This is a genomic window from Microbacterium sp. 22296 (genome assembly GCF_052045385.1).
GTDB lineage: Bacteria > Actinomycetota > Actinomycetes > Actinomycetales > Microbacteriaceae > Microbacterium.
The window spans coordinates 135,017-157,040 of sequence record NZ_JBQEOS010000005.1 but is presented as its reverse complement, the minus strand read 5'-3'; the positions used below and the strand labels follow the sequence as shown (position 1 = coordinate 157,040).

Sequence of the window (22,024 nt, the reverse complement as noted above, 5' to 3'; positions counted from 1 at the left end):
CCGCCGCACGGGATCGATGCACCCGCCCGAACGCATCGAGCTCCCCTCGCAGAGAGACGGCGGCTCTCCGTAACTTGCACACGTGTGTGCACTTTAGGCGTACACTGGCTCGTCGTGAGCACATCCCTCCGTCGCGACGCCGTCGAGAACCGCGCCGGCATCCTGACCGCGGCGACCGCCGCCATCGGCCATGACCCCCGCGCGTCCATCGACACCATCGCCCGCCGCGCGGGCCTCTCGCGCCGCGCCCTCTACGGCCACTTCGACGATCGCAACGCCATCGTCCGCGAGGTGATCGCCGCCGGCGCCGTACGCTTCAACGCCATCGCCGCCGGCATCGACGACGCCGACTCCCGCGTCGCGCTCGCCCGCCTGGCGTCCGAACTCTGGCGCGAAGCCGCGCACGTGCAGGCCGCGGCCGCACTCGCCCTCGACGACGCCCACCTGCCCGAGACCTCCGCCGCCCTCGCTCCTCTCCGCCGCCGCATCGACCAGATCGTGCGCCGCGGACAGGAGGCCGGCGAGCTGCGCACCGACCTGCCCGCCCCCACACTGTCGCGCCTGCTGGAGGAGACCGGCCGCATGGTCGTCTCGCGAGTGGATGCCGAAAGCTCCACGGCCCGCGAGATCGCCGTGTGCGCGGTGCTCGGCATCGCGGGCCTGTCGTGGGCCGAGGCGCGTGCGCTGCTCGCCCTGCACCCCGATCTGGAGATGTCGTGAAGATCCTCGTCGACGCCGTCGCGAAGGGTCGCAGCGCCCTGCCGGAGACCTCCACCGCCTTCGAGACCGGCCACGCCCGCCTGGTCGTCGCCGAGACCGAGCAGCGCCCCACGGTGCTGGGCCTGGTGGCATCCGGGCGCATGAAGGTCGACACCGGAACCGTCACGATCGACGGGCGGGCGGATGCCGGGGACCTCCGCCGACGCGTCGCCCTCGTCGACGCCCCGATCGTGTCCGAACCGGAACCGAACGTGTCGGTCACCGGTGTCGTCGCCGAAGAACTGATGTTCGCCGGTCACGCCCCCACCCCGTTCGCCGCCGCACGGTGGCTCGAGGGCATCGGCCTCGAGGCGATCGCCGGTCTTCCGATCGGCAATATCGCGCCCGCCGCGCGCGTCCGGCTGCTGCTCGAGCTGGCCGCGCTCAGGAAGGGCGTCGAGGGACTGGTTCTCGTGGCGCCCGATCGTCACGGCGGAGAGCCCCTCGCCTGGTGGGGCATCGCCCGGGAGTTCGCGGAGCGCGGCTACGCCGTCCTCGCCATCGCCGGCCAGGCGTCGCGCACCGCGATCGAGGCCGCGGAGGTCGTGCGATGAAGATCCCCCCGATGATCACGGCGGAACTGCGCCGCCTCACGTCCACCCGCATGGCGGTGATCGCCCTCGTCGCGCTGCTCGCCGTGCCGATCCTCTACGGCGGGCTCTACCTGTGGGCCAACCAAGACCCCTACGGCAACCTCTCGAACGTGCCCGTGGCGCTCGTCGTCGACGACCGGGGCGCCGAGGTGAACGGCCAGCAGCGCAACCTGGGCGACGAGGCGGCGGAACAGCTGCTCGACAGCGACACGTTCGAGTGGCATCGGGTGTCGTCCGACCAGGCCGACGCGGGTCTGCAGGCGGGCGACTTCGACTTCGTCGTGACGCTGCCGGCGGACTTCACGGATGCCGTGGCCTCGCTCTCGACCGACAGCCCGCGCCAGGCCGACATCGAGCTGCGTACCAACGACGCGAACAACTACCTCGCCTCCACGATCGGCACGCAGGCCGTGGCTCGCATCCGCGAGTCGGTCGCGCAGAAGGTGACCGACGAGGCAGGGCTCACCCTGCTCGACGCGCTGCACACCATCCGCGTGAAGCTGGTGGATGCCACGGACGGGGCGACGCAGCTCGTCGACGGTCTGGCCTCTGCGAAGGACGGCTCCTCGCAGCTCTCGGGTGGTTCGGCGACCCTCGCCGACGGCGCGACCCAGCTCGCCGACGGGACGGCCCAGCTGTCGACCGGCGCGAATCAGCTGCGCGACGGCACCGCGCAGCTGCGCGACGGGGCGGCGCAGGTCGCCGACGGTGCCCAGCGGGTGGCCGGTGGGGTGGACCGCATCGACGCGGCCGCCCGTCGGGTGGGGACGGCGGCCGGGGATGCCGCGGCGCAACTGCCCCAGGCACGCGCCGACATCGCGACGGCCCTGGCCGACGCCGGTCTCGACCCCGCGCGCATCGATGAGATCCTCTCGCGGCTCGACCCGGTCGCCGAGCGCCTGTCGGCGGCGAACGGACGCGTCCAGGACACGGTGACCCAGATCGACCAGCTCGACGACGGTGCCCGGCAGGTCGCCGCCGGGAGCGCGACGCTGGCCACGGGAGCGGCGAGCGCGGCCGACGGGGCCTCGGCCCTCGCCGACGGCGCCGGCACCGCGGCATCCGGTGCCGCGCAGCTCCGCGACGGCTCGGCGCAACTGCGCGACGGCGCGGCGCAGCTCGACTCCGGTCTCGGGCAGCTCTCCGCGGGGGCGACGCAGTTGCGCGACGGGCTCGCCGCGGGCGTCGACCAGATCCCCGACGCCGACGACGCGACCCGGCAGGCGCAGGCCCAGGCCATCTCGGATCCCGTCGCCGTCGGCACGAGCGCGGTGACGACGGCCCAGAACTACGGCGCGGGTCTCGCGCCCTTCTTCGCGGCTCTGGCCGGGTGGATCGGCATCTACGCACTGTTCCTCATCGTCAAGCCCGTCTCCAAGCGCGCGATCACCGCGCTGCACTCCCCCGTGCGCGTGACGCTGGCGGGCTGGCTGGCCCCGGCCGGTCTCGGCGCGCTGCAGATGGTGGGACTGTTCACCGTGCTCGCCATCGCCCTGCAGTTCTCGTTCGCCAACCCGGCCGCAGCCCTCGGCATCCTGATCTTCGCCTCGGCGACCTACGCCGCGATCGTGCTCGCCCTGAACGTCTGGCTCGGCTCGGTGGGGCAGTTCCTCGGGCTCGTGCTGATGGTGCTGCAGCTCGTCACCGCCGGCGGGACGTTCCCCTGGCAGACGCTGCCCGCCCCGCTCGCGGCGCTGCACCACGTGCTGCCGATGGGGTACGTCGTGGATGCCATGCGGCAGGTCATGTACGGCGGAGACGTCTCGCGGGTCGGCCCCGACCTGCTGGTGCTCGGCGCGTGGATGGTGGGCGGTGTGCTGGTCGCGGCGATCGGGGTGACCCGCATGACCCACCACCGCACCCTGAAGGACCTGCAGCCGAGCTTGATCGGCTGAGCCGGGCCCGGACTTCCCTCGCGTCGGGAGTACACGATGTGGGGCCGGTTCACCCCCAGTCGGCGGGTACACCTACGAACCGAAGAGTGGCCCCACCCGGTGACGGGTGAGGCCACTCTTTGGAGGAGTCAGCCGATCTGGACGCTGTCGTCGGTGAAGGAGTTCTCGAGGGACGACGCCACCAACCCACCCACTACTTGCGCGATGAGGACCAGGCCCACAATCACGACGGCGGTGGCGATGACGGCACGTGCTCGCCCCCCGGTGACGAGAAAAAACGCGAAGACACCGAAGACCAGCGCCGCGACCTGCAAAACGAACGCCCAGTCGGTCACCAAAGGCGCGGCCAGCGAAACCGCGGCTGCGGTGACCACCCACCAGTGAAGGGTGTTCGTGTTGGTCTTCTGCATGTCGGTCATGCTGGCAACTTAGGCAGTGTAGATACGTCCATCAACTCGGACGGCGTTTCCGGCCTGAGTAGTAACAGTGTGCACCTTCGTGAATTGGAAAGGCGCGCCCTTGATGAAGACGCTGGCCTGGGTGCGAACCTCGCAGGTGCCGCGGCCTTGCGAGATGTACTGGTTCGACGAGGAGCTGGCGTTGATCGCGCCGGAGGCCGAGCCCGTGCACAGCAGGTTGCGAGTGACGGTGTTTCCGTTCGCCTCGTACCGGTAGGTGAGGTTGAACGTCACCACGGTGATGTTCGCAATCTTGGCTTCCTGCTTGTTCGTGACCTCCAGTGTGCAGGTCGCCGCCGCCGCAGCGATCTGCCGGCCCTTGGGAGCCGCCGTAGGCAGCTCCTTCACGGTGGACGTCACAGCCGAATAGGTGAACAACGTCGAGGGGTCAGCGACGCCCGCCTTCTGCTTCGCCTCCGGCAAAGTCTGGAAGTACGACTCCACCTGCTCCTTCGCCGCCGCTGAAATGTTCAGGGTGGACACGATTTCGTGGAAAGCGTGCTCCGTACCTGTGTCGGCGGTGGCCGCGGAGGCCGCCTGTGCGGGAAAAGTAAGCGCCAGTGCGACGGCCGCGACACCGGCGGCGAGTGATGAACGGCGAAGAATTTTCATCGGTTGTCCCTTCGACACAGCGACACGCTGTCGCTGTGTGCGTGCCCCCCTTTAGAAGCGCAGGGCCGAAACTAGACGTCTGTTCGGTAGAGCTGCACCAACCAACAGGGGTCTTTCATCACAGAGGCCGTCACAGACCTTCTCCTCCTTCACCCCGTTCCACGGCAGGCTCCCACGCAGATCTCCGGTTCGCCCAGCGGCCCGCGGTTGCGTACACGGCGTAATCCGGATGCCGGCTCACGCGGCCGGGAGCACCGCCTGATCCGCGGCGGATGTCCGTCGCCTCGCCGGGCGGGCGACGACGTCTTCGAGGAGCCGGGCGAAGGTCTCCCCCACCGCCTCGGGGCTCAGTCGCCTCGACTGCTCGAGGGCCCGCACCGACATCTCGGCCCGCGCGGTGTCGTCGAGCAGGAGCGACGCCAGAGCGCTCGCGACCCCGTCGACATCACCGGGGGAGACGAGGATCCCGCCCGTGCCCACGTAGTCCCGGGGGCCGTAACACACGTCGAACGCCACGACCGGGAGACCACTCGAGAGCGCCTCACCGATGGCGAGGTTCTGCCCCTCGAACGCGCTCGTGCAGAGGAAGGCGGCGGAGATCGCCATGGCCTCGCGGACACGGTCGGAGTACCCGTGCAGGTGGACGCTCCCGGTCAGCCCGCGGTCGTCGATCAGTTCCTGCAGCTGCCCCCGGAGGGGACCGTCGCCGTAGATGTGGAGGTGCGCATCGGGGACGCGCTGCAGAACTAGCGGCCAGGAGGCGACGGCGGTGTCCACCCGTTTCTGGTCGACGAGTCTGTTCACCATCAGGACGTCGCGGCCCCTGCCACCGTGAGAGCGGGGACGGGGGTCGGGGGTGATGGGGGTGGGGATGACGACGGATCCCTCGAGCGCTCCGAACCGCTCGGTCACGTCTGTCTGCTGCGAGGCGGTAGGCCAGATGACGGCATCGAAGTGGTCGAGGAGGGCGAGCCATCGGCGCCACCCGTCATCGCGCAGCGACGACGACGGCTCGCAGGGGGCGACGAGGTGCGAGTTGTGGACGGTGTGCACGATGCGCACGTCCGGGTCGGCCCAGTCCGCGATCAGCTCGCCGACCTGCTTCGACTCGCAGATCACGACGATGCAGCGGTGGTCATCCCCGGCGCGCGAACGCAGCTGGGCCACGACGCGTGTCAGCCAGGTCCGGTACAACTCACGGAACCCGGCGATGATCCGGTGTCCGTCACCTCCGGGAACGACGACCGGCGTCTCGGCCAGATGCCACGCGGCATCATCGATGACCGGGAGGGAGATGACTCCCCTCCCCGCACCGTCGCGGATCTCACGATACGAGGCGTCGGGATCGGCTCGGCCCTCCCGAGCCTCGTCGTAGAGCCAGGACGAGTCGTGGAGGATCTCCTCGAACAAATTCCGGATCTCGACATCCGCGTGCGGATCGCGAAAGGCCTGTCGATTGTCCTCCGCGTGCTGGTCGGCGCCGCCCACGTCGAACGTCAGCAGCAGCGGACGCACCACGCCGATCGAACGGAGCAGTCGGAGGCGCGATGCGACAGCGACGGCGTACCCTCCGTCGCGTCGGGGCGAGAGACGGCTGGTGAGCACGACGAAATCGGCGTCGGGGGGCGCGGGCATGGTCAGATCCTCAGGGGGGAGGCAAAAGGGGACCCTCATCATCGCTATGTGCCGGCTGTGCGTCACCGGCATTGACGGCCCGGCGATCCGCTGCATCCCCGCCCGTGGCAGTCCCCCTCGCCGCCGAGCGCCCCGCTCACACCGGCAGCCGCACCTCGAACGCCGTCCGCCCCGGAGCGCTCTCGACGGAGATCGCGCCGCCGTGCGCCTCGGTGATGGCCTGCGCGATCGACAGCCCCAGGCCCGTGCTCCCGGCATCCCGGTTGCGGGCGTCGTCGGCGCGGGCGAAGCGGTCGAACAGCCGTCCGGCCACGCCCGGATCGATGCCCGGGCCGGTGTCGACCACCCGCAGCACCGCGGCGGAGCCCTCCCGCGCGAGCGACAGCGTCACCGTCGTCCCCGACGGGGTGTGCGTCTGCGCGTTGCGCAGCAGGTTCGCCACGACCTGCCGCAGACGGTTCTCATCGCCGGTCACCGAGATGAGGTCGTCCGTCACGTCGAGACGCCACTCGTGCGTCGCATCCGCCGCCTGCGCGTCGCTGACCGCGTCGACGGCGAGCAGCGTCAACTCGACCTCCTCTCGACGCAGCGGCTGCCCGGCATCCAGCCGCGCCAGCAGCAGCAGGTCGTCGACGAGGGATGCCATGCGCCGGGCCTCCGACTCGATCCGATCGAACGAGCGGGCCTGCGTCGGCGTCATCGGCGCGTCCTCGCCGAGCGAGAGCTGAGCGTAGCCGCGGATGCTGGCCAAGGGCGTGCGGAGCTCGTGGCTGGCATCCGCGATGAAGCGCCGCAGCTGCTCCTCGCTGTGCTGGCGTGCGGCGAGCGAGGACTGCACGTGCCCGAGCAACTCGTTGAGCGACGCACCCACCCGGCCCACCTCGGTCGCCGGGTCGGTGTCGGGGGCGGCGACCCGGTCGGGGATCTCCACGCTCCCGGCGCTCAGCGACAGCGTCGACACCCGTTGCGCGACGCCCGCCACCCGGTCGAGCGGACGCAGGCTCCGTCGCACGAAGAGCGACAGACCCAGCACGGCGACGAGCAGGGTCCCGGCCGAGACGGCGACGAGGATCACGATCAACGCCGATGTGGTCGCGGTCACGTCGGCCTGCGAGTTGCCGGCGAAGACGGTGACGCCGTCGTCATCGGCCCCCGCCACGCGGAACGCCCCGAAGTCCGCGCCGAGATCCACGGTCGTGGGCGCGCCATCGGTCGACACCGACGAGCGCAGCAGCGCGATCTGATCGTCGCTCAGGGTGACGAGCGTGCCGTCCGCCCGCGTGTAGCCGGAGCGCTGCACCGTCCCGTCGCTGCCGATCACGGCCTGAAGGGTGCCGATGCGCGGCGCGGGGCTCCCGGCATCCGACCCCGGGTTTCCGGCATCCATCCCCGGGGGCCGACCGTCACCGCCGCGTCCGTCGAACGCGTCGCGACCGACCGCGAACGACAGACCCTCTCGCACCTGCTGGTCGAGGCGATCGAGCGCGAACGAACGCAGCGCGAGGATCGTCGCCAGGCTCATCGCGACGAACGCGAGCGCGACCAGCACGCTCGTCCCCACCACCAGGGTGCGGCGCAGGGTCCAGCGACCCCGGGTCATGGCGCCTTGATCGTGTATCCGACGCCGCGGACGGTGTGGATCAACGGTTCACCGAGGGTGTCGATCTTCTTGCGCAGGTACGAGATGTAGATCTCGACGACGCTGCCGTTGCCGCCGAAGTCGTAGCTCCACACCTGGTCGAGGATCTGCGCCTTGCTCAGCACCCGGCGGGGGTTCTGCATGAGGTAGCGCAGGAGCTCGAACTCCTTGGCGGTGAGTTTGATCGGGATGCCGCCGCGCTCGACCTCGTACGACTCCTCGTCGAGCACGAGATCGCCCACGCGCAACCGCGGGTCGGCGTCGGCGACCGCCGCGACGTGGCGGCGGGCCATGCCCCGCAGCCGCACGATGACCTCCTCGAGGTTGAAAGGCTTCGTGACGTAATCGTCGGCGCCGGCCGATATCCCCGCGATGCGGTCTTCCACGGCATCCTTCGCCGTCAGGAACAGCACGGGCGCGTCGTTGCCCGCCGCGCGGATGCGGGTCAGGAGCTCCATGCCGTCGAGGCCGGGCATCATGATGTCGAGCACGAGCAGGTCGGGCGCGAACTCGCGGATGACGCCGAGCGCCTCCTGCCCGTTCGCCGCGGTGCGGGCGTCCCATCCCTCGTTCTGCAGGGCCATGCGCAGCAGGTCGCTGAGGTTCGCTTCGTCGTCGACGACGAGCACGCGGATGGGCGAGCCGTCGGGGCGGGCGAGGGGGGCGGGGCGGGAGGTCACGAGAGCCAGCATGCACGGTCCCGGGCCTCGGAGTCACGCGACATAGGCGTTTCAGAGAAAGCGTGAGGGAGCGGTGAGGGTGCCGTTCCTACCGTCGCCTGAGACGGCCGCACCCCGCGTCCGGAAGGAGAACCATGTACGGCACGTACCTCCGGCGCGAACTCGCCGGCCGCACCAAACAGACCGTGATCGTCGCGGTGGGACTCGCGATCGCCATCGCGCTCGTCATCGTCGTCAATGCTCTCTCGGCGGGCGTGCGCGACGCGCAGTCGCAGGCGCTGTCGTCGGTGTACGGCGTCGGCACCGACCTCACCGTGACCGGCGCCCAGACCGAGCCCGGGCAGGGCGGCGGCGGTCCGCGCTTCGACTTCGGCGCCGACGCCGGCACGACCACCGACGGCACCACGACGCTCAGCCAGTCGCGACTGATGACCGACATGCGCCGCGGCACGCTCGACGCCTCCACCGTCTCGACCGTCGACGGCCTCGACGGCGTGTCCGCCGCCACCGGCGCGCTGTCGCTGACGAACACGACGTTCTCGGGGCAGATGCCCGAACGCGGCACCCAGGCCGGCACCGACACCGGAACCACGCAGGGCGAGGGGATGCCGCAGCAGCCCCCGTCCGGCGGCGGTCCCGGCGGTGACGGCGGCAGCGCCTTCGGCGTCGACTCCTTCAGTGTGCTCGGCGTCGACCCGGCGGCATCCGTCGGTCCGCTCTCGTCGGTCACGGTCTCCGACGGGCGTGCCCTCTCCGCCTCCGACGCCGGGACTGACGTCGCCGTCATCGATGCGACGTACGCGGCGAGCGCCGGACTGAGCGTCGGCGGCACGGTCGACGTCGCGGGCACCGCGATGCAGATCGTCGGGATCGTGGCCTCCGCATCGGCCGAGGCCGACACCGCGGCGAACGTCTACCTGCCCCTCGACGTCGCGCAGACGCTGGCCGGTGTCGGCGACGTCGTCTCGACCGTGTACGTGCAGGCGGAGTCGGCGGATGCCATCGACGCGGTGCAGAGCGAGATCACCGCGGCACTGCCCGACGCCACCGTCAGCTCGCAGTCCGAACTCGCCTCGACGGTCTCGGGCTCACTGTCGAGCGCGTCGTCGCTGATCTCGAATCTCGGCACGTGGCTGTCGGTCGTCGTGCTGCTGGTCGCGCTCGCCCTCGCGGTGCTGTTCACCATCTCGGGCGTCGCGCGCCGGACGCGGGAGTTCGGCACGCTCAAGGCCATCGGCTGGTCGAACGGTCGCATCGTGCGCCAGGTGGCGGGTGAATCGCTCGCGCAGGGTCTGGTCGGCGGTGTCCTGGGTCTCGTCCTCGGTCTCGGCGGCATCCTGCTGGTGAACGTCATCTCGCCGACCATCTCGGTCGGTGGCCAAGCGGCCGGTCCCGCCCAGGGCGGCGAGGGCTTCGGTCCCGGCGGTCCCGGCGGCGTCGGTCAGGCAGCGTCCCAGGCCGCCGACATCGTGCTCAGCGCCCCGGTGACGCCGGTCGTCGTCGTGGCCGCCGTCGGCATCGCGGTGCTCGGCGGAGTGCTCGCCGGAGCCTTCGGCGGCTGGCGCGCCGCGCGTCTCAGTCCCGCCGCCGCCCTCCGCTCGGTCGCGTGAGCGGCATCCCCCGTCCTTCGAAGGAGACATCATGACCCTCACCGCCCCCACCCTGACCGCGACCGCCTACCGCCTGCAGGGGGTGACCCGCACGTACCGCCAGCGCGACCGGACGGTCCAGGCCCTGGCCGGCGTGGACCTCGAGATCTCCGCGGGCGACTTCGTCACCATCCAGGGCCCGACCGGCGGCGGCAAATCCACGCTGCTGCAGATGCTCGGCGCCCTCGACCGCCCCTCGAGCGGGTCGGTGACGCTCGGCGACGTCGACATCGCGGGAGCCTCGAATGCACAGCTCGGCCGCCTGCGCGCCCGGGAGATCGGCTTCGTCTTCCAGGGATTCAACCTCATCCCCACCCTCACCGCCGCCGAGAACGTCGACATGGGGTTGGAGCCACTGGGCCTCGACCGCGCGGAGCGGCGACGGCGGGTGGCAGACGCGCTCGCGCGGGTCGGGCTCGCCGACCGCGCCGATCACCGCCCGGGCGAACTCTCGGGCGGGCAGCAGCAGCGCGTCGCGATCGCCCGAGCCGTGGCGAAGCAGCCCCGGGTGCTGCTCGCCGACGAGCCGACGGGCAACCTCGACGAGAGCATGCGCGACGAGATCCTCGACGTGTTGCAGGCGCTGAACGCCGAGGGGCTCACGCTCGTGGTCGTCACGCACGACTCGGCCGTGGCCCGCCGCGCCCGCCGCCGCCTACGTCTGGCGAAGGGCGTGGTGACCGACATCACGCACGGCTGAGCGTCGTGGCCGCGTGACGAGCGGAGGGCCAGGGACCCGCGGAGGGCCACTGTCGCGGCATCCCCCTCTCCTCCTCCCTGCCCCTCCGTTCGTCACGGCCCGTGCCTCCCCGCGCACGACACCCCACGCGTTTCCGCGTCAAGGCCCGCGTGCCGCGTCGCACGCGTCCTCTACAGTCGAAGCACGCCGACCGGAGGATGCCATGGCCGCTCGCAACACGCGACTGATGCGCTGCACCCCCGACGACTTGTTCGCCGTGCTCTCGGACGGGTGGCTCTACCCCGTGTGGGTCGTGGGGGCCGCGCGCATGCGCGACGTCGACGAGCAGTGGCCGCAGGAGGGCTCGCGCATCCACCACTCGCTCGGCGTCTGGCCGGTCATGATCCACGACGAGACCGAGATCGTCGAGTGGGATCCTCCGCGCCGACTGCGACTGCGTCCGGAGGCCGGCATCGTCGGCCGGGGTGTCATCCGGATCGACGCGCGTCCGCATCCCGTCGGCACCGCGGTCACGATCGTGGAGGAGCCCGTGTCGGGCGCGGCCTCGATCCTGCCGTCACTGCTGTGGAAGCCGATGCTCACGATCCGCAACCACGAGTGCCTGAACCGCTTGGCGTTCATCGCCGAGGGCCGCCGCGCGGAACGCGAAGCCCGCGAGCTCGACCACCGCACGGACACCCCCGAACCACCCGAGGGAACACCGTCGCCTCAGGCTCGACGAGACGTGGAAGACTCGGCGACCTGAGTCAGTTCTCCGGGCGCGTCTCGGCGCCGGTCGCCCCCGGCTGCTCGGTGCGGTGCTGCAGCTCGTCGACGTAGAGGTTCGCCTCGTCGGTGGTGCGGTTGCGGTACGCCGCGCGTCCCACCATGTGCGCGGCCAGCGGCGCGGTCGCGAACTGGATGAGCACGATCGGGATGCCGAAGGCCAACGCCTCCCACGACCGCAGCGCGAGCTCGACGGCGATCACGATGAGCAGCACACCGAGCACCTGCGGCTTCGTCGCGGCGTGAAGACGGGTGGGCACGTCGCGCCAGCGCAGCAGACCGATGGTCGCGGTCAGGCACAGCACGGCACCCACGAGCACGAGCACGAGCGCCACGGCGTCGAGAACAGCCTCGATGGTCATCGGGGATTCTCCTTCCGCGCGACGAATCTGGCCACGGCGATCGAGCCGAACACGCCGATCGCGGCGATGACGAGCATCGCGGGCAGGGAGCGCGTGTGGTGGTTGATCACCATGTCGGCTCCGAGGATGCAGACCACCTCGGTCAGCAGCACGTCGGCGGCGACCGCGCGGTCGAGGATCGAGGGCCCGATGACGAGGCGGATCAGCGCGAGCAGGGCCGCAACGGCGAACACGACGAGGATGACGGCGACGAGCACGGTGGTCACGGGGCGGTCCTCCGCTTCTCAGCGGAGACGGAGGGACGGTCGACCTCGCTGTCGGAGATGCGTGCCCGCAGTTCGCGCAGCTCCTCCTTCGATCCCACCGCCCGCGTGATGCGCGCCTCCCACAGCAGCACGATACGACGCTGATGCTCGGCATCCTCGTCGCTTCGCACACCGATCGTGTGCAGGTAGAGCGTGCGGTTCTCGCGGTCGACGTCGACGATGAGCGACCCCGGGATGAGCGATGCCGTGACCGCGGTGTGCGCCATGATCACGTCGTCGGCCACCCGGAGCGGCACGGCGATGATCGCGGCCCCCGGTTGGCGGCGCACGTCGAGCACCTGCCACGCCACGATGAGCGAGCCCTTGATCACGGCACCGAGGAAGGTGACGACGAAGATCAGCCCGTACCAGAGGTTGATGCGGCCCGAGAGTTCCACCGGCGGAAGGCGGAACACGCGCGTGACGAAGATCGCCATGACGATGCCGGTGATCAGGCCCAACCACGTCAGCTGGCCCCACAACAGCATCCACAGCGCGATCAACCACAGCAGCAGCGGCAGCTGATGCAGGAAGAGCGATCTCTGCGACCGCGCCGACGGGCTCATCGCTCTCCCACCTGTTCTTCGAGCTGCACCAGGGTCACTCCCTCGGCGACACGCTCGCCCGCGCGCAGGCACACGTCGAGCAAGGGGCCGGCGAAGACGGTGAGCGAGATCGTGACGACCACCATCCCGGCCGTGGCGAAGGTCATGATCCGGGGGATCGTGCGCCGCTCGGTCGACACGGATGCCGCCGGGGCGTTGCCGAGGTACGCGATGCGCTCGCTCGTCTCGGACGAGTCGTCGTCTTCACGCCAGAACGACAGGTTCCACGCCCGCATGAGGGCGTAGAGCGTGAGGATCGAGGTGACGATACCGCCGACGATGAGAACCATCATGACGGGCGTACCCACCTGCGCGGCGGCGTCGAACAGCGCGTACTTGCCGATGAAGCCCGAGAACGGCGGCAGGCCGCCCAGGTTGATGGCCGGGATGAAGTACAGCACCGCCAGCAGAGGGGCTGCGCGCATGAGCCCCTTCACCTTGAGGATCGAGGTGCTTCCGGCGCGACGCTCGATCAGACCGACGGCGAGGAACAGGGTCGTCTGCACGATGATGTGGTGGACGATGTAGTAGATCGTCGCCCCGATGGCGAGGGGCGTGTTGATCGCGAGCCCGAAGATCATGTAGCCGATGTGGCTCACGAGCGTGAACGACAGGATGCGTTTCAGCTCGGCCTGCGCGACCGCGCCCAGGATGCCGACGATCATCGTCGACAGCGCGACCATCATCAGCAGGAAGTTCAGGTCGTTCGCGACGAACAGCTGCGTCTCGGTGCGGATGATCGCGTAGACGCCGACCTTGGTGAGCAGGCCCGCGAACACCGCGGTGACCGGAGCCGGCGCGGTGGGATACGAGTCGGGCAGCCAGAAGGAGAGCGGGAAGACGGCCGCCTTGATCGCGAACGCCAGCAGCAGCATCAGATGCAGGATCGTCTGGGTGTCCTGCGGGAGCAGGGCCATGCGCTCGCTGATCTGCACCATGTTGACGGTGCCGAGGGCTCCGTAGACCATCGCGATCGCCGCGAGGAAGAGGATCGACGACACCAGCGACACGACGATGTAGACGACGCCGGTGCGGATGCGCGATTCGGTCCCCCCCAGCGTTATCAGCACGTAGGAGGCGACCAAGAGGATCTCGAACCCCACGTAGAGGTTGAACAGGTCGCCCGCGATGAAGGCGTTGAAGATGCCCGCGCCCAGGATGAGGTAGGCCGGGTAGAAGATCGACACCGGGGTGTCGGCGTCGTTGTCGGCGGCGCCCTGCCCGATGGAGAAGAGCAGGACCGCCAGCAGCACGATGCTCGTGACGACCACCAGCAGTGCGGCGAGAACATCGACGTACAGCACGATGCCCAGCGGAACCGGCCAGGCCGCGATGGCCACGGCGATCGGACCGCTCGTGTCGACGGTGACCAGCAGCACCGCGCCCAGCACGAGCACGGTCGCCAGGGCCGCGACAGACACCACGATCTGCGTCTTCTTGCGACGGCCGAAGATGAGGTTGATCGCGGCGCCGATGAGGGGGATGCCGACGAGCAGGGGTACGAGCGCGCTCACGGGCGGTCACCGTCCTGTGGGTCGCGGGTGTCGTCCGGCGCGCGCTCCCCGTCGCGGCGCTCCCCGTCGCGGCGCTCCCCGTCGCGGCGCACGGCGACGCGGTCGACCGGGGCGTCGTCGACGAGCGATGACAGGTCGCCCTGGTGCAGCACGCGGATGGGCGAGGCCACGTCGCCGACGAAGTCGGTGGTGACGTCGTCGTCGTCGGAGCGGGACTCCTCGTCCATCGCGTCGTCGACCTCGGCCGACGTGCGCGAACGCAGAGCGACGTCGTCGGCGTCGTCGACGACCGTGTCGGCCTGGCCGAGCTGCCAGGACCGGTAGATGAGGGCGAGCAGGAAGGCGGAAATGGCGAAGGTGATGACGATGGCCGTGAGCATGAGCGCCTGTGGAAGCGCGTCGGACATCTCCGACACGTCCGTCGCACCGTCGTCGTAGAACGGGGCGCGACCGGGCGCCCCCATCATGATCAGCAGCAGCAGGTTGGCCGCGTTGCCCAGCAGCAGGAAGCCGATCAGCACGCGGGTGAGGCTGCGTTCGAGCATCGCGTAGACGCCGCACGCGAAGAGCGCGGCCATGACGATGACGAGGACGAGGGAGATGGTCATGCGGGTGCCATCTCCGCATCTTCGGGATGCTGCGACTGCCGGTCGACCTCGGCCCCGAGGCTCCGGAGCACGTCGAGGACGAGACCGATCACCACGAGATACACACCGACGTCGAAGATCGTGCTGGTGACGAACTCCCAGTGCCCGATGAGGGGGAGATCGCCTTCGAACGTGAAGCTCTGCAGCGGCGCGAACCCGAACACCATCGGCAGCAGAGCGCAGAGCACGGCGATCGCCATGCCGGCCCCCAGCAGACGACCGGCGTCGGTGGGCGCGGCGGCACCGAGCTCCCAGCGCCCTCCCGCGATGTAGCGCATGACGAGCCCCATCCCGGCGACCAGGCCGCCGGCGAAGCCGCCACCCGGGAGGTTGTGCCCGGCGAACAGCAGGTACAGCGACACGATCATGATCGAGTGGAACAGCACCCGCACGATGATCTCGAGCAGGATCGAGCGGTTCTCGGGCTGCACTTTCGACCCCGAGATCAGCCAGGCACGCGGCGCGTCGGATTCGCCCGGACGCCGTGCCCGCACACCGCTGTCGGTCTCGACGAGGGGACGACGACGTCCGATGCCGGTTCGACTGCGGGCGGTACCGGACCGGCGGGCGAGGTTGTCGCTGCGGTCTGTGATGAAGACGAGGGATGCCACGCCCGTGGCCGCGAGGACGAGAACCGACAGCTCCCCCATCGTGTCCCAGCCGCGCAGGTCGACGAGCGCGACGTTCACGACGTTGCGGCCGTGCCCGATCTCGTACGACAGCGGGGGCCACTCCATCGACACCGGGACGTCTTGACGGGCGCCGGTGGCGACGATCGCGACGAGGGCCATCGTGAGTCCGACGCCGACGCCGAGCACCGCGCGGGCGACGGGGGCGACGGAGGCGTTCTGCTCGCCCATGCGCGCGGGCAGTCGCCGCAGCACGAGGGCGAACACGACGAGGGTGACGGTCTCGATCAGCACCTGGGTGAGGGCGAGATCGGGAGCGCCGCTCGTGGCGAACAGCACGACGAGCCCGAGGCCGGTGACCGAGACGAGGGCCACGCCCGTGAAGCGCTTGCGGGCGCGGACCGCGAGGATGCCCGCCGCGATCATCAGAGGGGCGGCGAGCAGCTGCGCGGGCGACTGCCACGCGTCGAGCTGCGCACGCCACTCGCGCGAGGCCAGCAGCGCCGTGCCCTCGGCGACGACCAGCACGATGAAGATCGTGCCGACGTAGAACGGCAGCGAACCGCGCTGGAACCGCGCCGTGACCCACTCGGAGGTGTGGTCGATGGAGCGCAGCGCGACGTTGTAGACGTCGTTCGCGGTGAAGGGCAGCACGCGCCGACGCGTGTGCAGCTGCGTCTTGCGCACGATCCAGAACACGCCCGCACCGAGCGCCAGCGTGCCGAGTGAGATGAACAGCGCGGGCTCGAGGCCGTGCCAGAGCGCGAGGTGGTACGGGTAGTCGGGTGCCGGAACGCCCGGCGTGGCCTCGGGCAACCCGTCGGCATAGGGCGCGAGCCAGTGGTCGACGACCGGGGCGAGGAACCCGAGGGCGAGCGACCCCGCGGCGAGCAGGACCGGCGCCGAGAGGAATCCGATCGGCGGGTCCGGCCAGTCGGTCGCCTCCACGTCGCGCTTGGTCCAGTAGGCGCCCCAGAGGAAGCGGATGCCGTACGCCGCCGTGAGAGCGGAGCCCAGCACGATGCCCACCAGGGCGACGATGCCCCACCCGGCGCCGGCTTCCGCCTCGTGGATCAGGGCGGTGAGCGCCGTCTCCTTCGCGACGAAGCCGAGAGTGGGGATGACGCCGGCCATCGAGGCGATCGCGATGAACGAGGCCGTGGCCATCACCGGCGCTTGGCGGCCCAGTCCTGAGAGCTGTCCGATGTCACGCGTATTGAGCTGACGGTCGATGACGCCGACGATGAGGAACAGGCACGACTTGAACAGCGCGTGGCTGAGCAGCAGGGCGACGCCGGCGAGAGCGGCATCCCGAGTTCCGTAGCCGAGCATGACGGTGAGGAAGCCCAGCTGACTGACGGTGCCGAAGGCGAGGATGCGCTTGAGGTCGCGCTCGCGCAGCGCCTGGAACCCGCCCAGCAGCATGGTGAAGACGCCGAGCGTGATGAGGGTCGGACGCCAGAAGGGCGTCTCGGCGAAGCCGGGGGCCAAGCGCGCCACGAGGTAGATTCCGGCCTTCACCATGGCCGCGGCGTGGAGGTAGGCACTGACCGGGGTGGGAGCCGCCATGGCACCGGGGAGCCAGAAGTGGAAGGGGAAGATGGCCGACTTGCTCAGGGCTCCCACGAGCAGCAGCAGCACGGCGATGTCGACGATGGTGCCCGTGGGCGGATCGGCGAGGATCGCCGACAGGCTCGACGTGCCCGCCTGCACGACCACGAGCACGACGCCGATCAGCATGACCAGCCCGCCGAGCGTCGTCACCAGCAGCGCTTGAAGGGCGGCACGCCGGCTGGCGGATCGGGCGTGGTAGTAGCCGATCAGCAGGTACGACAGCACGCTCGTGACTTCCCAGAGCATGATGAGCACGACGAGGTCGTCGGTCAGGACGAGCCCGTACATGGCCCCGGCGAAGGCGAGGAGCACGGCCGAGAACTGCCCCACGCCCTGGGTCTTGCCGCGGAAGTACCAGCGGCAGTAGAGCATGACGAGGGCGCCGACGCCGGTGACGACGAGCGTCAGCAGCCAGCCCAGCACGTCCATGCGCATCGAGAGCGAGACGTCGATCGCCGGGATCCAGCGGTATTCCTCGAACGGAATGTCCCCGGAGAACACCGTCGGGGCGAGCACGATGGCATGCGCGAAGGCGAGGGCCGGAAGAACGGCTGCCACGTAGAACGCGCGGGGTCCGATGCGCGAGACCAGCCACGGCAGCAGGAGCGGGAGCGCCGCGAACGCGCCGAGGAAGATCAACATGCGCGGGCCTCCTCGGGGTCGACGGGCGGATGCCCGGGCTCTCGGGGTGTCGGTCCTATTCTATGCGGCGCATGAGAGTCCTCGAACCCACGGATGTCATGTGGTAATCGGCGGCGCCGTCGTCGTCCCGGCACGGAACGTGCACTGGAGGTCGAGGCCCGACGGCGTGGCGTCTTCGAGCATTGCCGCGACCGCCTCACCCGCGGCGCGGCCCTTCGCGGTGGCGGGCTGCACGAGGGTCGTGAGGACGTGGGGAGCCAGTCCGTCGACGACCACGCCGTCGAAGCCGGTGACGCTGACGTCCTGCGGAACCCGGAGACCCGCCTCCTCCGCGGCCCGGATGACGCCGGCGGCGAGCAGGTCGCTCTGCGCGATGACGGCGGTGGGGCGGCGCTCGGCGAAGATCGTGCGGCCCGCGACGGCCCCCTCGTCGATGGAACTCGTCGCCGCGGCGAGCGCGGGGGCGTCGGGGAAGATCTCCCTCGCGCCCCGCAGACGGTCGGCGGTCACGTCGACCCCGACGACGGCGTCGGCGGCGATCCACCCGCGCCGCCGACCCGCATCGACGGGGAGGGTGACGATCACGACGTCGCTGTGCCCGAGGGAGGCGAGGTGGGAGGCTGCCGCGCGCTGCGCGTCGGCGTTGTCGAGCAGCACGCGGGGGACTCCCTCGCCGGCATCGCCCTCGACCACGACGACGGGGATCCCGCGGCCGCGCACGATCTCGAGCGAGTCCCGCATGCGCGGGCTGCAGCCGATGAGGACGGCGGCGTCGATGGGGGCCGTGTGCAGCGAGGGCTCGCTGACCGTCACGCCGTCGTCGCGGAGCAGGAGCAGCGCGGCTCCCAGCCGCGAGACCCCGTCGGCCAGGCCGTCCATCATGTGGGTGGTGACCGGGTCGAGGAAGGCCGTGCCGAGGTGCTGGTCGAAGACCACCCCGACGATGCCGGAACGCCCGCGTCGCAGCGATGCCGCGCGCGGGTCGGGTCCGGTGTAGCCCAGGCTCTCGGCGGCCGCGAGGACGCGGGCGCGGGTCGCCTCCGAGGTGGGCGTCTTGCCGCTGAAGACGACCGATGCGGTCGACGGCGAGACGCCTGCTTCGCGGGCGACGTCGTTGATGGTCGCGCGACGGGAACTCACGTCGGCGATGCTACCCGGGGGGACGGGCCAATCTCGAATCGATTCGATCGATGCCGAATCGATTCGGTACAGTGTGGGCATGCACCCCACGTTGACCCGCTCGCAGCTCGTGCGCTGGCACATCGCGATCTGCGCCATCTTCCTCGCGAGCGGCCTGAGCATCTCGACCTGGGCGTCGCGCGTACCCGCCATCCGCGAGTCCCTCGGTATCGAGAACTCCGGCGTGGGGCTGCTGCTGCTCGGTATGGGCGTTGCATCCATCATCGGGCTCTCCGTCGCCCCCGCCGTCATGGCGCGCATCGGCGCGCGTTCGGGCATGCTCGTCGCGCTCGTGCTCGTCGGAATCGGCCTGGCCATCATCGGGTTCGGCGCCGACACGTTCCAGCTCTTCGGCGTCGCCCTGGTCGGTCTCGCGCTCTTCGGGTTCGGCAACGGCGCCGTCGACGTGATGATGAACGTCGAGGGTGCGGCGCTCGAGAAGGCGACCGGGCGCACGATCATGCCGTTGCTGCACGCCTTCTTCAGCTTCGGCACGGTGATCGGTGCCGGCCTCGGCTTCCTCGCCGTGACCCTCGGCATCCCGGTCATGGCGCACTGCGTCGCGATGGGGGTCGTGATCCTCGTGGTCGCCTTCGTGTCCGTGGCGAACGTCCCCCGCGCCGAGGTCGCGATGGACGCCCCCGTCGCCGAGGAGCGCGCGCACTGGCGCGAGCGCCTCTCCACCTCTCTCCAGGCGTGGCGCGAGCCGCGCACCTACACGCTCGGCGTCATCATGCTCGGCATGGCCTTCGCCGAGGGCAGTGCGAACGACTGGCTCCCCTCGGCCGTGGTCTACGGCCATGGTGCCCCCGAGGAGGCGGGCCCGGCCGTGCTGGCCGTCTTCTCGGTCGCCATGACCGTGGGGCGCATCGCCGGGGGTCCGGTCGTCGACCGCCTCGGTCGCGTGCTCGTGCTGCGGGTCCTCGCCGCCACGGCCGCTGCGGGGCTCCTGCTGTTCATCCTGGCGCCGTTCGGGCCGCTCGTCTTCGTCGGTGCGGCGCTGTGGGGCCTCGGCGCCTCGCTCGGCTTCCCGATCGGCATGTCGGCCGCCGCCGACGATCCCGCCAAGGCCGCCTCGCGCGTGGCCGCGGCCGCGACGATCGGCTACGTCGCCTTCCTCTGCGGCCCGCCCATCCTCGGGTGGATCGGCGACCACATCGGCCTTCTGAACACGCTGCTCATCGTGGTCGGACTGATCGTGGCATCCGGACTGTTCTCGGGAGCCGCGAAGCCCCTCGTCGTCGACGAGGCCGCGACCCCCGAGCCCGCCGAGCCCGCACGGCGCGATTAGGCTCGACGGGTGCGTCTCGTCATCGCCCGTTGCTCCGTCGACTACACCGGCCGCCTCAACGCGCATCTCCCCCTCGCCACCCGTCTGCTCGTCCACAAGGGCGACGGCAGCCTGCTGGTGCACTCCGACGGCGGCTCCTACAAGCCGCTCAACTGGATGAGCCCGCCCTGCTCCCTCACTCTCGAGCAGCCCGACGAGGTAGACGTCGAAGACGGGGTGATCGAGCGCTGGCGCGTGACGCACGCGAAGACCGGCGATGCCCTGCTCGTGCGCATCCACGAGATCGTCCACGACACCGCCCACGACCTGGGGGTCGACCCCGGCCTGATCAAGGACGGGGTCGAGGCCGATCTGCAGCGCCTGCTGGCCGAGCAGGTGTCCGTCGTCGGTGAGAACCTCACCCTCGTACGCCGCGAGTACCCCACCGCCATCGGCCCCGTCGATCTTCTGCTGCGCAACGACGACGGTCGCGGCACCGTCGCGATCGAGGTCAAGCGCCGTGGGGACATCGACGGCGTCGAGCAGCTCACCCGCTACCTCGAGCTGCTGAACCGCGATCCCCTGCTCGCACCCGTCACCGGCGTCTACGCCGCGCAGGAGATCAAGCCGCAGGCACGCGTGCTGGCGACCGACCGCGGCATCCGGTGTCTCACCCTCGACTACGACGAGATGAAGGGCGTGCAGTCGGGGGCTCCGCGCCTGTTCTGAGCGCGAGAAGACGGAGGATGCCGCGGCGCCGATCGCCCGCAGCAGCCAGGTGGATGCAGCGGCCCACGGTCAGAACCGGGGACGCCGCCGGGTGAGCGCGTGGAGCGCTTTCCGGGCAGCGACGAGAACCGGGAACGCTCGACTGCTACTGTCCGGAATGCGGGAACTGCACGCGCTGCGATGCCCACCCGTTCGCCGGTCGGGCTTCCAGCCCTGATTCTCGAAGGACGACATGCTCGCCACACGCGCCCGACGGCTGCTCTCCGCCCGATTCCGAATTGTGACGACAGTCGCTGCGATGACCACGGCGCTCGCGCTCGTCGCCGCGTCCCCGGCTCTGGCAGCCGACCAGTCTGCCGCTCCGCCTACGATCCCGGTTCTCTCCGCGGTGTGGGGCGAGCCTTTCTGCACCTCCGGGGGCGGCGCAGCGGTCCGCGTCGGCATCGCGCACGAACCCACGGACGTCGCCGGCGGTGTCGAGGTGAAGGTCACGGAGCAGATCGACGGGGGAACCGACGCGGCGGTCGAGACGCACGGCCACACCGACGCGCGGGGGAAGTTCTCCACCTCCGTGACGTTGTCGCGAACTCAGCAGATCAAGGTCACGGTCGCGGGCGACGTCGGAGACCGAGGCGCCGACGGATCCGTCGCGTGGCGGGTCGTCGGTGAGCGCGTCTACCCCTTCCCCGACGGGTGCCTCCCCGGCTATCCGCGCATGACGCTCGACGCCCCCGTCGTCAGTCGGGACTGGGTCGTCGACGACCCCGCCGTGAAGGGTGATGCCCACTGGGATGCCGACAAAGTGGAGGGTGCCCCGGCGAGCCCCCTGATGAGCTGGTCGATCAACGCCCAGGGCGAACTCCTGGCGACGGCGTCGGCGAAGTACACGTTCTCGAACGGCACCAATCAGTGGAACGGGGGCAGGCCCGCCGACACGTACACCGAGCCGCCTGCTCCGCCCGCTCCCACGATCTGCGTCCTCGAATCGCGACCCGGCTTCGCGAAGATCACGTACGGCGGGAAGACGCGCTCATTCAGCGTCGACGCGACGCGGGCGTTCCCGAGAGGCTGCCTCACTGCCAAGCAGACGGCGGAACTGAAGAGGGTGCTTGGGCTGTAGACCCTCATTCGTCTTCTTTTGAA

General features: G+C 70.4%; 21 protein-coding genes. 9 read left to right on the top strand and 12 right to left on the bottom strand.

Annotated elements, in window-relative coordinates:
* Window positions 1–114 precede the first annotated feature (114 nt).
* The 3 genes from ACTJJP_RS11955 to ACTJJP_RS11945 are packed head-to-tail and all read left to right on the top strand — an operon-like array spanning window position 115 to window position 3,247.
* The gene (locus tag ACTJJP_RS11955) at window positions 115–720 is read left to right on the top strand and encodes a TetR/AcrR family transcriptional regulator (protein WP_440775226.1); all 606 of its coding nucleotides are present in this window, start codon (window positions 115–117) and stop codon (window positions 718–720) included.
* Window positions 717–1,313 carry a hypothetical protein gene (locus ACTJJP_RS11950; protein WP_440775225.1) on the top strand — a complete coding sequence of 199 codons (597 nt, stop codon included), beginning with the start codon at window positions 717–719 and terminating at the stop codon, window positions 1,311–1,313. The genes ACTJJP_RS11955 and ACTJJP_RS11950 overlap by 4 nt, the downstream gene beginning before the upstream one ends.
* Complete coding sequence (locus ACTJJP_RS11945; protein WP_440775224.1) at window positions 1,310–3,247, top strand: YhgE/Pip family protein; 1,938 nt, start codon at window positions 1,310–1,312, stop codon at window positions 3,245–3,247. Before ACTJJP_RS11950 ends, ACTJJP_RS11945 begins: the two co-directional genes overlap by 4 nt.
* A gap of 128 nt (window positions 3,248–3,375) precedes the next feature.
* Here the strand turns inward: ACTJJP_RS11945 and ACTJJP_RS11940 are convergent, their stop codons facing one another.
* From ACTJJP_RS11940 to ACTJJP_RS11920, 5 genes are all read right to left on the bottom strand, one after another.
* Complete coding sequence (locus ACTJJP_RS11940) at window positions 3,376–3,666, bottom strand: hypothetical protein (protein ID WP_440775223.1); 291 nt, start codon at window positions 3,664–3,666, stop codon at window positions 3,376–3,378.
* 9 nt (window positions 3,667–3,675) lie between these two features.
* Window positions 3,676–4,317 carry a hypothetical protein gene (locus ACTJJP_RS11935; RefSeq protein WP_440775222.1) on the bottom strand — a complete coding sequence of 214 codons (642 nt, stop codon included), beginning with the start codon at window positions 4,315–4,317 and terminating at the stop codon, window positions 3,676–3,678.
* Window positions 4,318–4,554: 237 nt separating this feature from the next.
* The gene (locus ACTJJP_RS11930; RefSeq protein ID WP_440775221.1) at window positions 4,555–5,952 is read right to left on the bottom strand and encodes a glycosyltransferase; all 1,398 of its coding nucleotides are present in this window, start codon (window positions 5,950–5,952) and stop codon (window positions 4,555–4,557) included.
* Window positions 5,953–6,088: 136 nt separating this feature from the next.
* Window positions 6,089–7,552 carry a sensor histidine kinase gene (locus ACTJJP_RS11925; RefSeq protein WP_440775220.1) on the bottom strand — a complete coding sequence of 488 codons (1,464 nt, stop codon included), beginning with the start codon at window positions 7,550–7,552 and terminating at the stop codon, window positions 6,089–6,091.
* The gene (locus ACTJJP_RS11920) at window positions 7,549–8,283 is read right to left on the bottom strand and encodes a response regulator transcription factor (protein WP_440775219.1); all 735 of its coding nucleotides are present in this window, start codon (window positions 8,281–8,283) and stop codon (window positions 7,549–7,551) included. The genes ACTJJP_RS11925 and ACTJJP_RS11920 overlap by 4 nt, the downstream gene beginning before the upstream one ends.
* A 122-nt stretch (window positions 8,284–8,405) precedes the next feature.
* Here ACTJJP_RS11920 and ACTJJP_RS11915 point away from each other — a divergent pair, with 122 nt between their 5' ends.
* From ACTJJP_RS11915 to ACTJJP_RS11905, 3 genes are all read left to right on the top strand, one after another.
* Complete coding sequence (locus tag ACTJJP_RS11915) at window positions 8,406–9,881, top strand: ABC transporter permease (protein WP_440775218.1); 1,476 nt, start codon at window positions 8,406–8,408, stop codon at window positions 9,879–9,881.
* Between the two features lie 31 nt (window positions 9,882–9,912).
* A complete protein-coding gene (locus tag ACTJJP_RS11910) occupies window positions 9,913–10,620 on the top strand; it encodes an ABC transporter ATP-binding protein (RefSeq protein WP_440775217.1) in 708 nt (235 codons plus the stop codon).
* Between the two features lie 202 nt (window positions 10,621–10,822).
* Window positions 10,823–11,365, top strand: a complete 543-nt coding sequence (locus ACTJJP_RS11905) for an SRPBCC family protein (RefSeq protein ID WP_440775216.1) — start codon at window positions 10,823–10,825, stop codon at window positions 11,363–11,365.
* A gap of 1 nt (window position 11,366) precedes the next feature.
* On the opposite strand, the gene mnhG is transcribed toward ACTJJP_RS11905, so the two are convergent.
* The 7 genes from mnhG to ACTJJP_RS11870 form a co-directional block, all read right to left on the bottom strand.
* Window positions 11,367–11,747 carry a monovalent cation/H(+) antiporter subunit G gene (gene mnhG, locus ACTJJP_RS11900; protein ID WP_440775215.1) on the bottom strand — a complete coding sequence of 127 codons (381 nt, stop codon included), beginning with the start codon at window positions 11,745–11,747 and terminating at the stop codon, window positions 11,367–11,369.
* Entirely contained in the window at window positions 11,744–12,013 is a 270-nt protein-coding gene (locus tag ACTJJP_RS11895) for a monovalent cation/H+ antiporter complex subunit F (protein WP_440775214.1), read from the bottom strand. Before ACTJJP_RS11895 ends, mnhG begins: the two co-directional genes overlap by 4 nt.
* Complete coding sequence (locus ACTJJP_RS11890) at window positions 12,010–12,618, bottom strand: Na+/H+ antiporter subunit E (RefSeq protein ID WP_440775213.1); 609 nt, start codon at window positions 12,616–12,618, stop codon at window positions 12,010–12,012. The genes ACTJJP_RS11895 and ACTJJP_RS11890 overlap by 4 nt, the downstream gene beginning before the upstream one ends.
* Window positions 12,615–14,171 carry a Na+/H+ antiporter subunit D gene (locus tag ACTJJP_RS11885; protein WP_440775212.1) on the bottom strand — a complete coding sequence of 519 codons (1,557 nt, stop codon included), beginning with the start codon at window positions 14,169–14,171 and terminating at the stop codon, window positions 12,615–12,617. The genes ACTJJP_RS11890 and ACTJJP_RS11885 overlap by 4 nt, the downstream gene beginning before the upstream one ends.
* A complete protein-coding gene (locus ACTJJP_RS11880) occupies window positions 14,168–14,779 on the bottom strand; it encodes a Na(+)/H(+) antiporter subunit C (RefSeq protein ID WP_440775211.1) in 612 nt (203 codons plus the stop codon). The genes ACTJJP_RS11885 and ACTJJP_RS11880 overlap by 4 nt, the downstream gene beginning before the upstream one ends.
* The gene (locus ACTJJP_RS11875) at window positions 14,776–17,703 is read right to left on the bottom strand and encodes a Na+/H+ antiporter subunit A (protein WP_440775210.1); all 2,928 of its coding nucleotides are present in this window, start codon (window positions 17,701–17,703) and stop codon (window positions 14,776–14,778) included. Before ACTJJP_RS11875 ends, ACTJJP_RS11880 begins: the two co-directional genes overlap by 4 nt.
* A 96-nt stretch (window positions 17,704–17,799) precedes the next feature.
* A complete protein-coding gene (locus ACTJJP_RS11870; RefSeq protein WP_440775209.1) occupies window positions 17,800–18,843 on the bottom strand; it encodes a LacI family DNA-binding transcriptional regulator in 1,044 nt (347 codons plus the stop codon).
* Between the two features lie 79 nt (window positions 18,844–18,922).
* Here ACTJJP_RS11870 and ACTJJP_RS11865 point away from each other — a divergent pair, with 79 nt between their 5' ends.
* From ACTJJP_RS11865 to ACTJJP_RS11855, 3 genes are all read left to right on the top strand, one after another.
* Window positions 18,923–20,173, top strand: coding sequence for an MFS transporter (locus ACTJJP_RS11865; RefSeq protein ID WP_440775208.1), 1,251 nt, complete (start codon window positions 18,923–18,925; stop codon window positions 20,171–20,173).
* Window positions 20,174–20,182: 9 nt separating this feature from the next.
* Entirely contained in the window at window positions 20,183–20,881 is a 699-nt protein-coding gene (nucS, locus tag ACTJJP_RS11860; RefSeq protein WP_055952826.1) for an endonuclease NucS, read from the top strand.
* A 298-nt stretch (window positions 20,882–21,179) separates the two neighbouring features.
* Window positions 21,180–22,001 carry a hypothetical protein gene (locus ACTJJP_RS11855; protein WP_440775207.1) on the top strand — a complete coding sequence of 274 codons (822 nt, stop codon included), beginning with the start codon at window positions 21,180–21,182 and terminating at the stop codon, window positions 21,999–22,001.
* Window positions 22,002–22,024 lie beyond the last annotated feature (23 nt).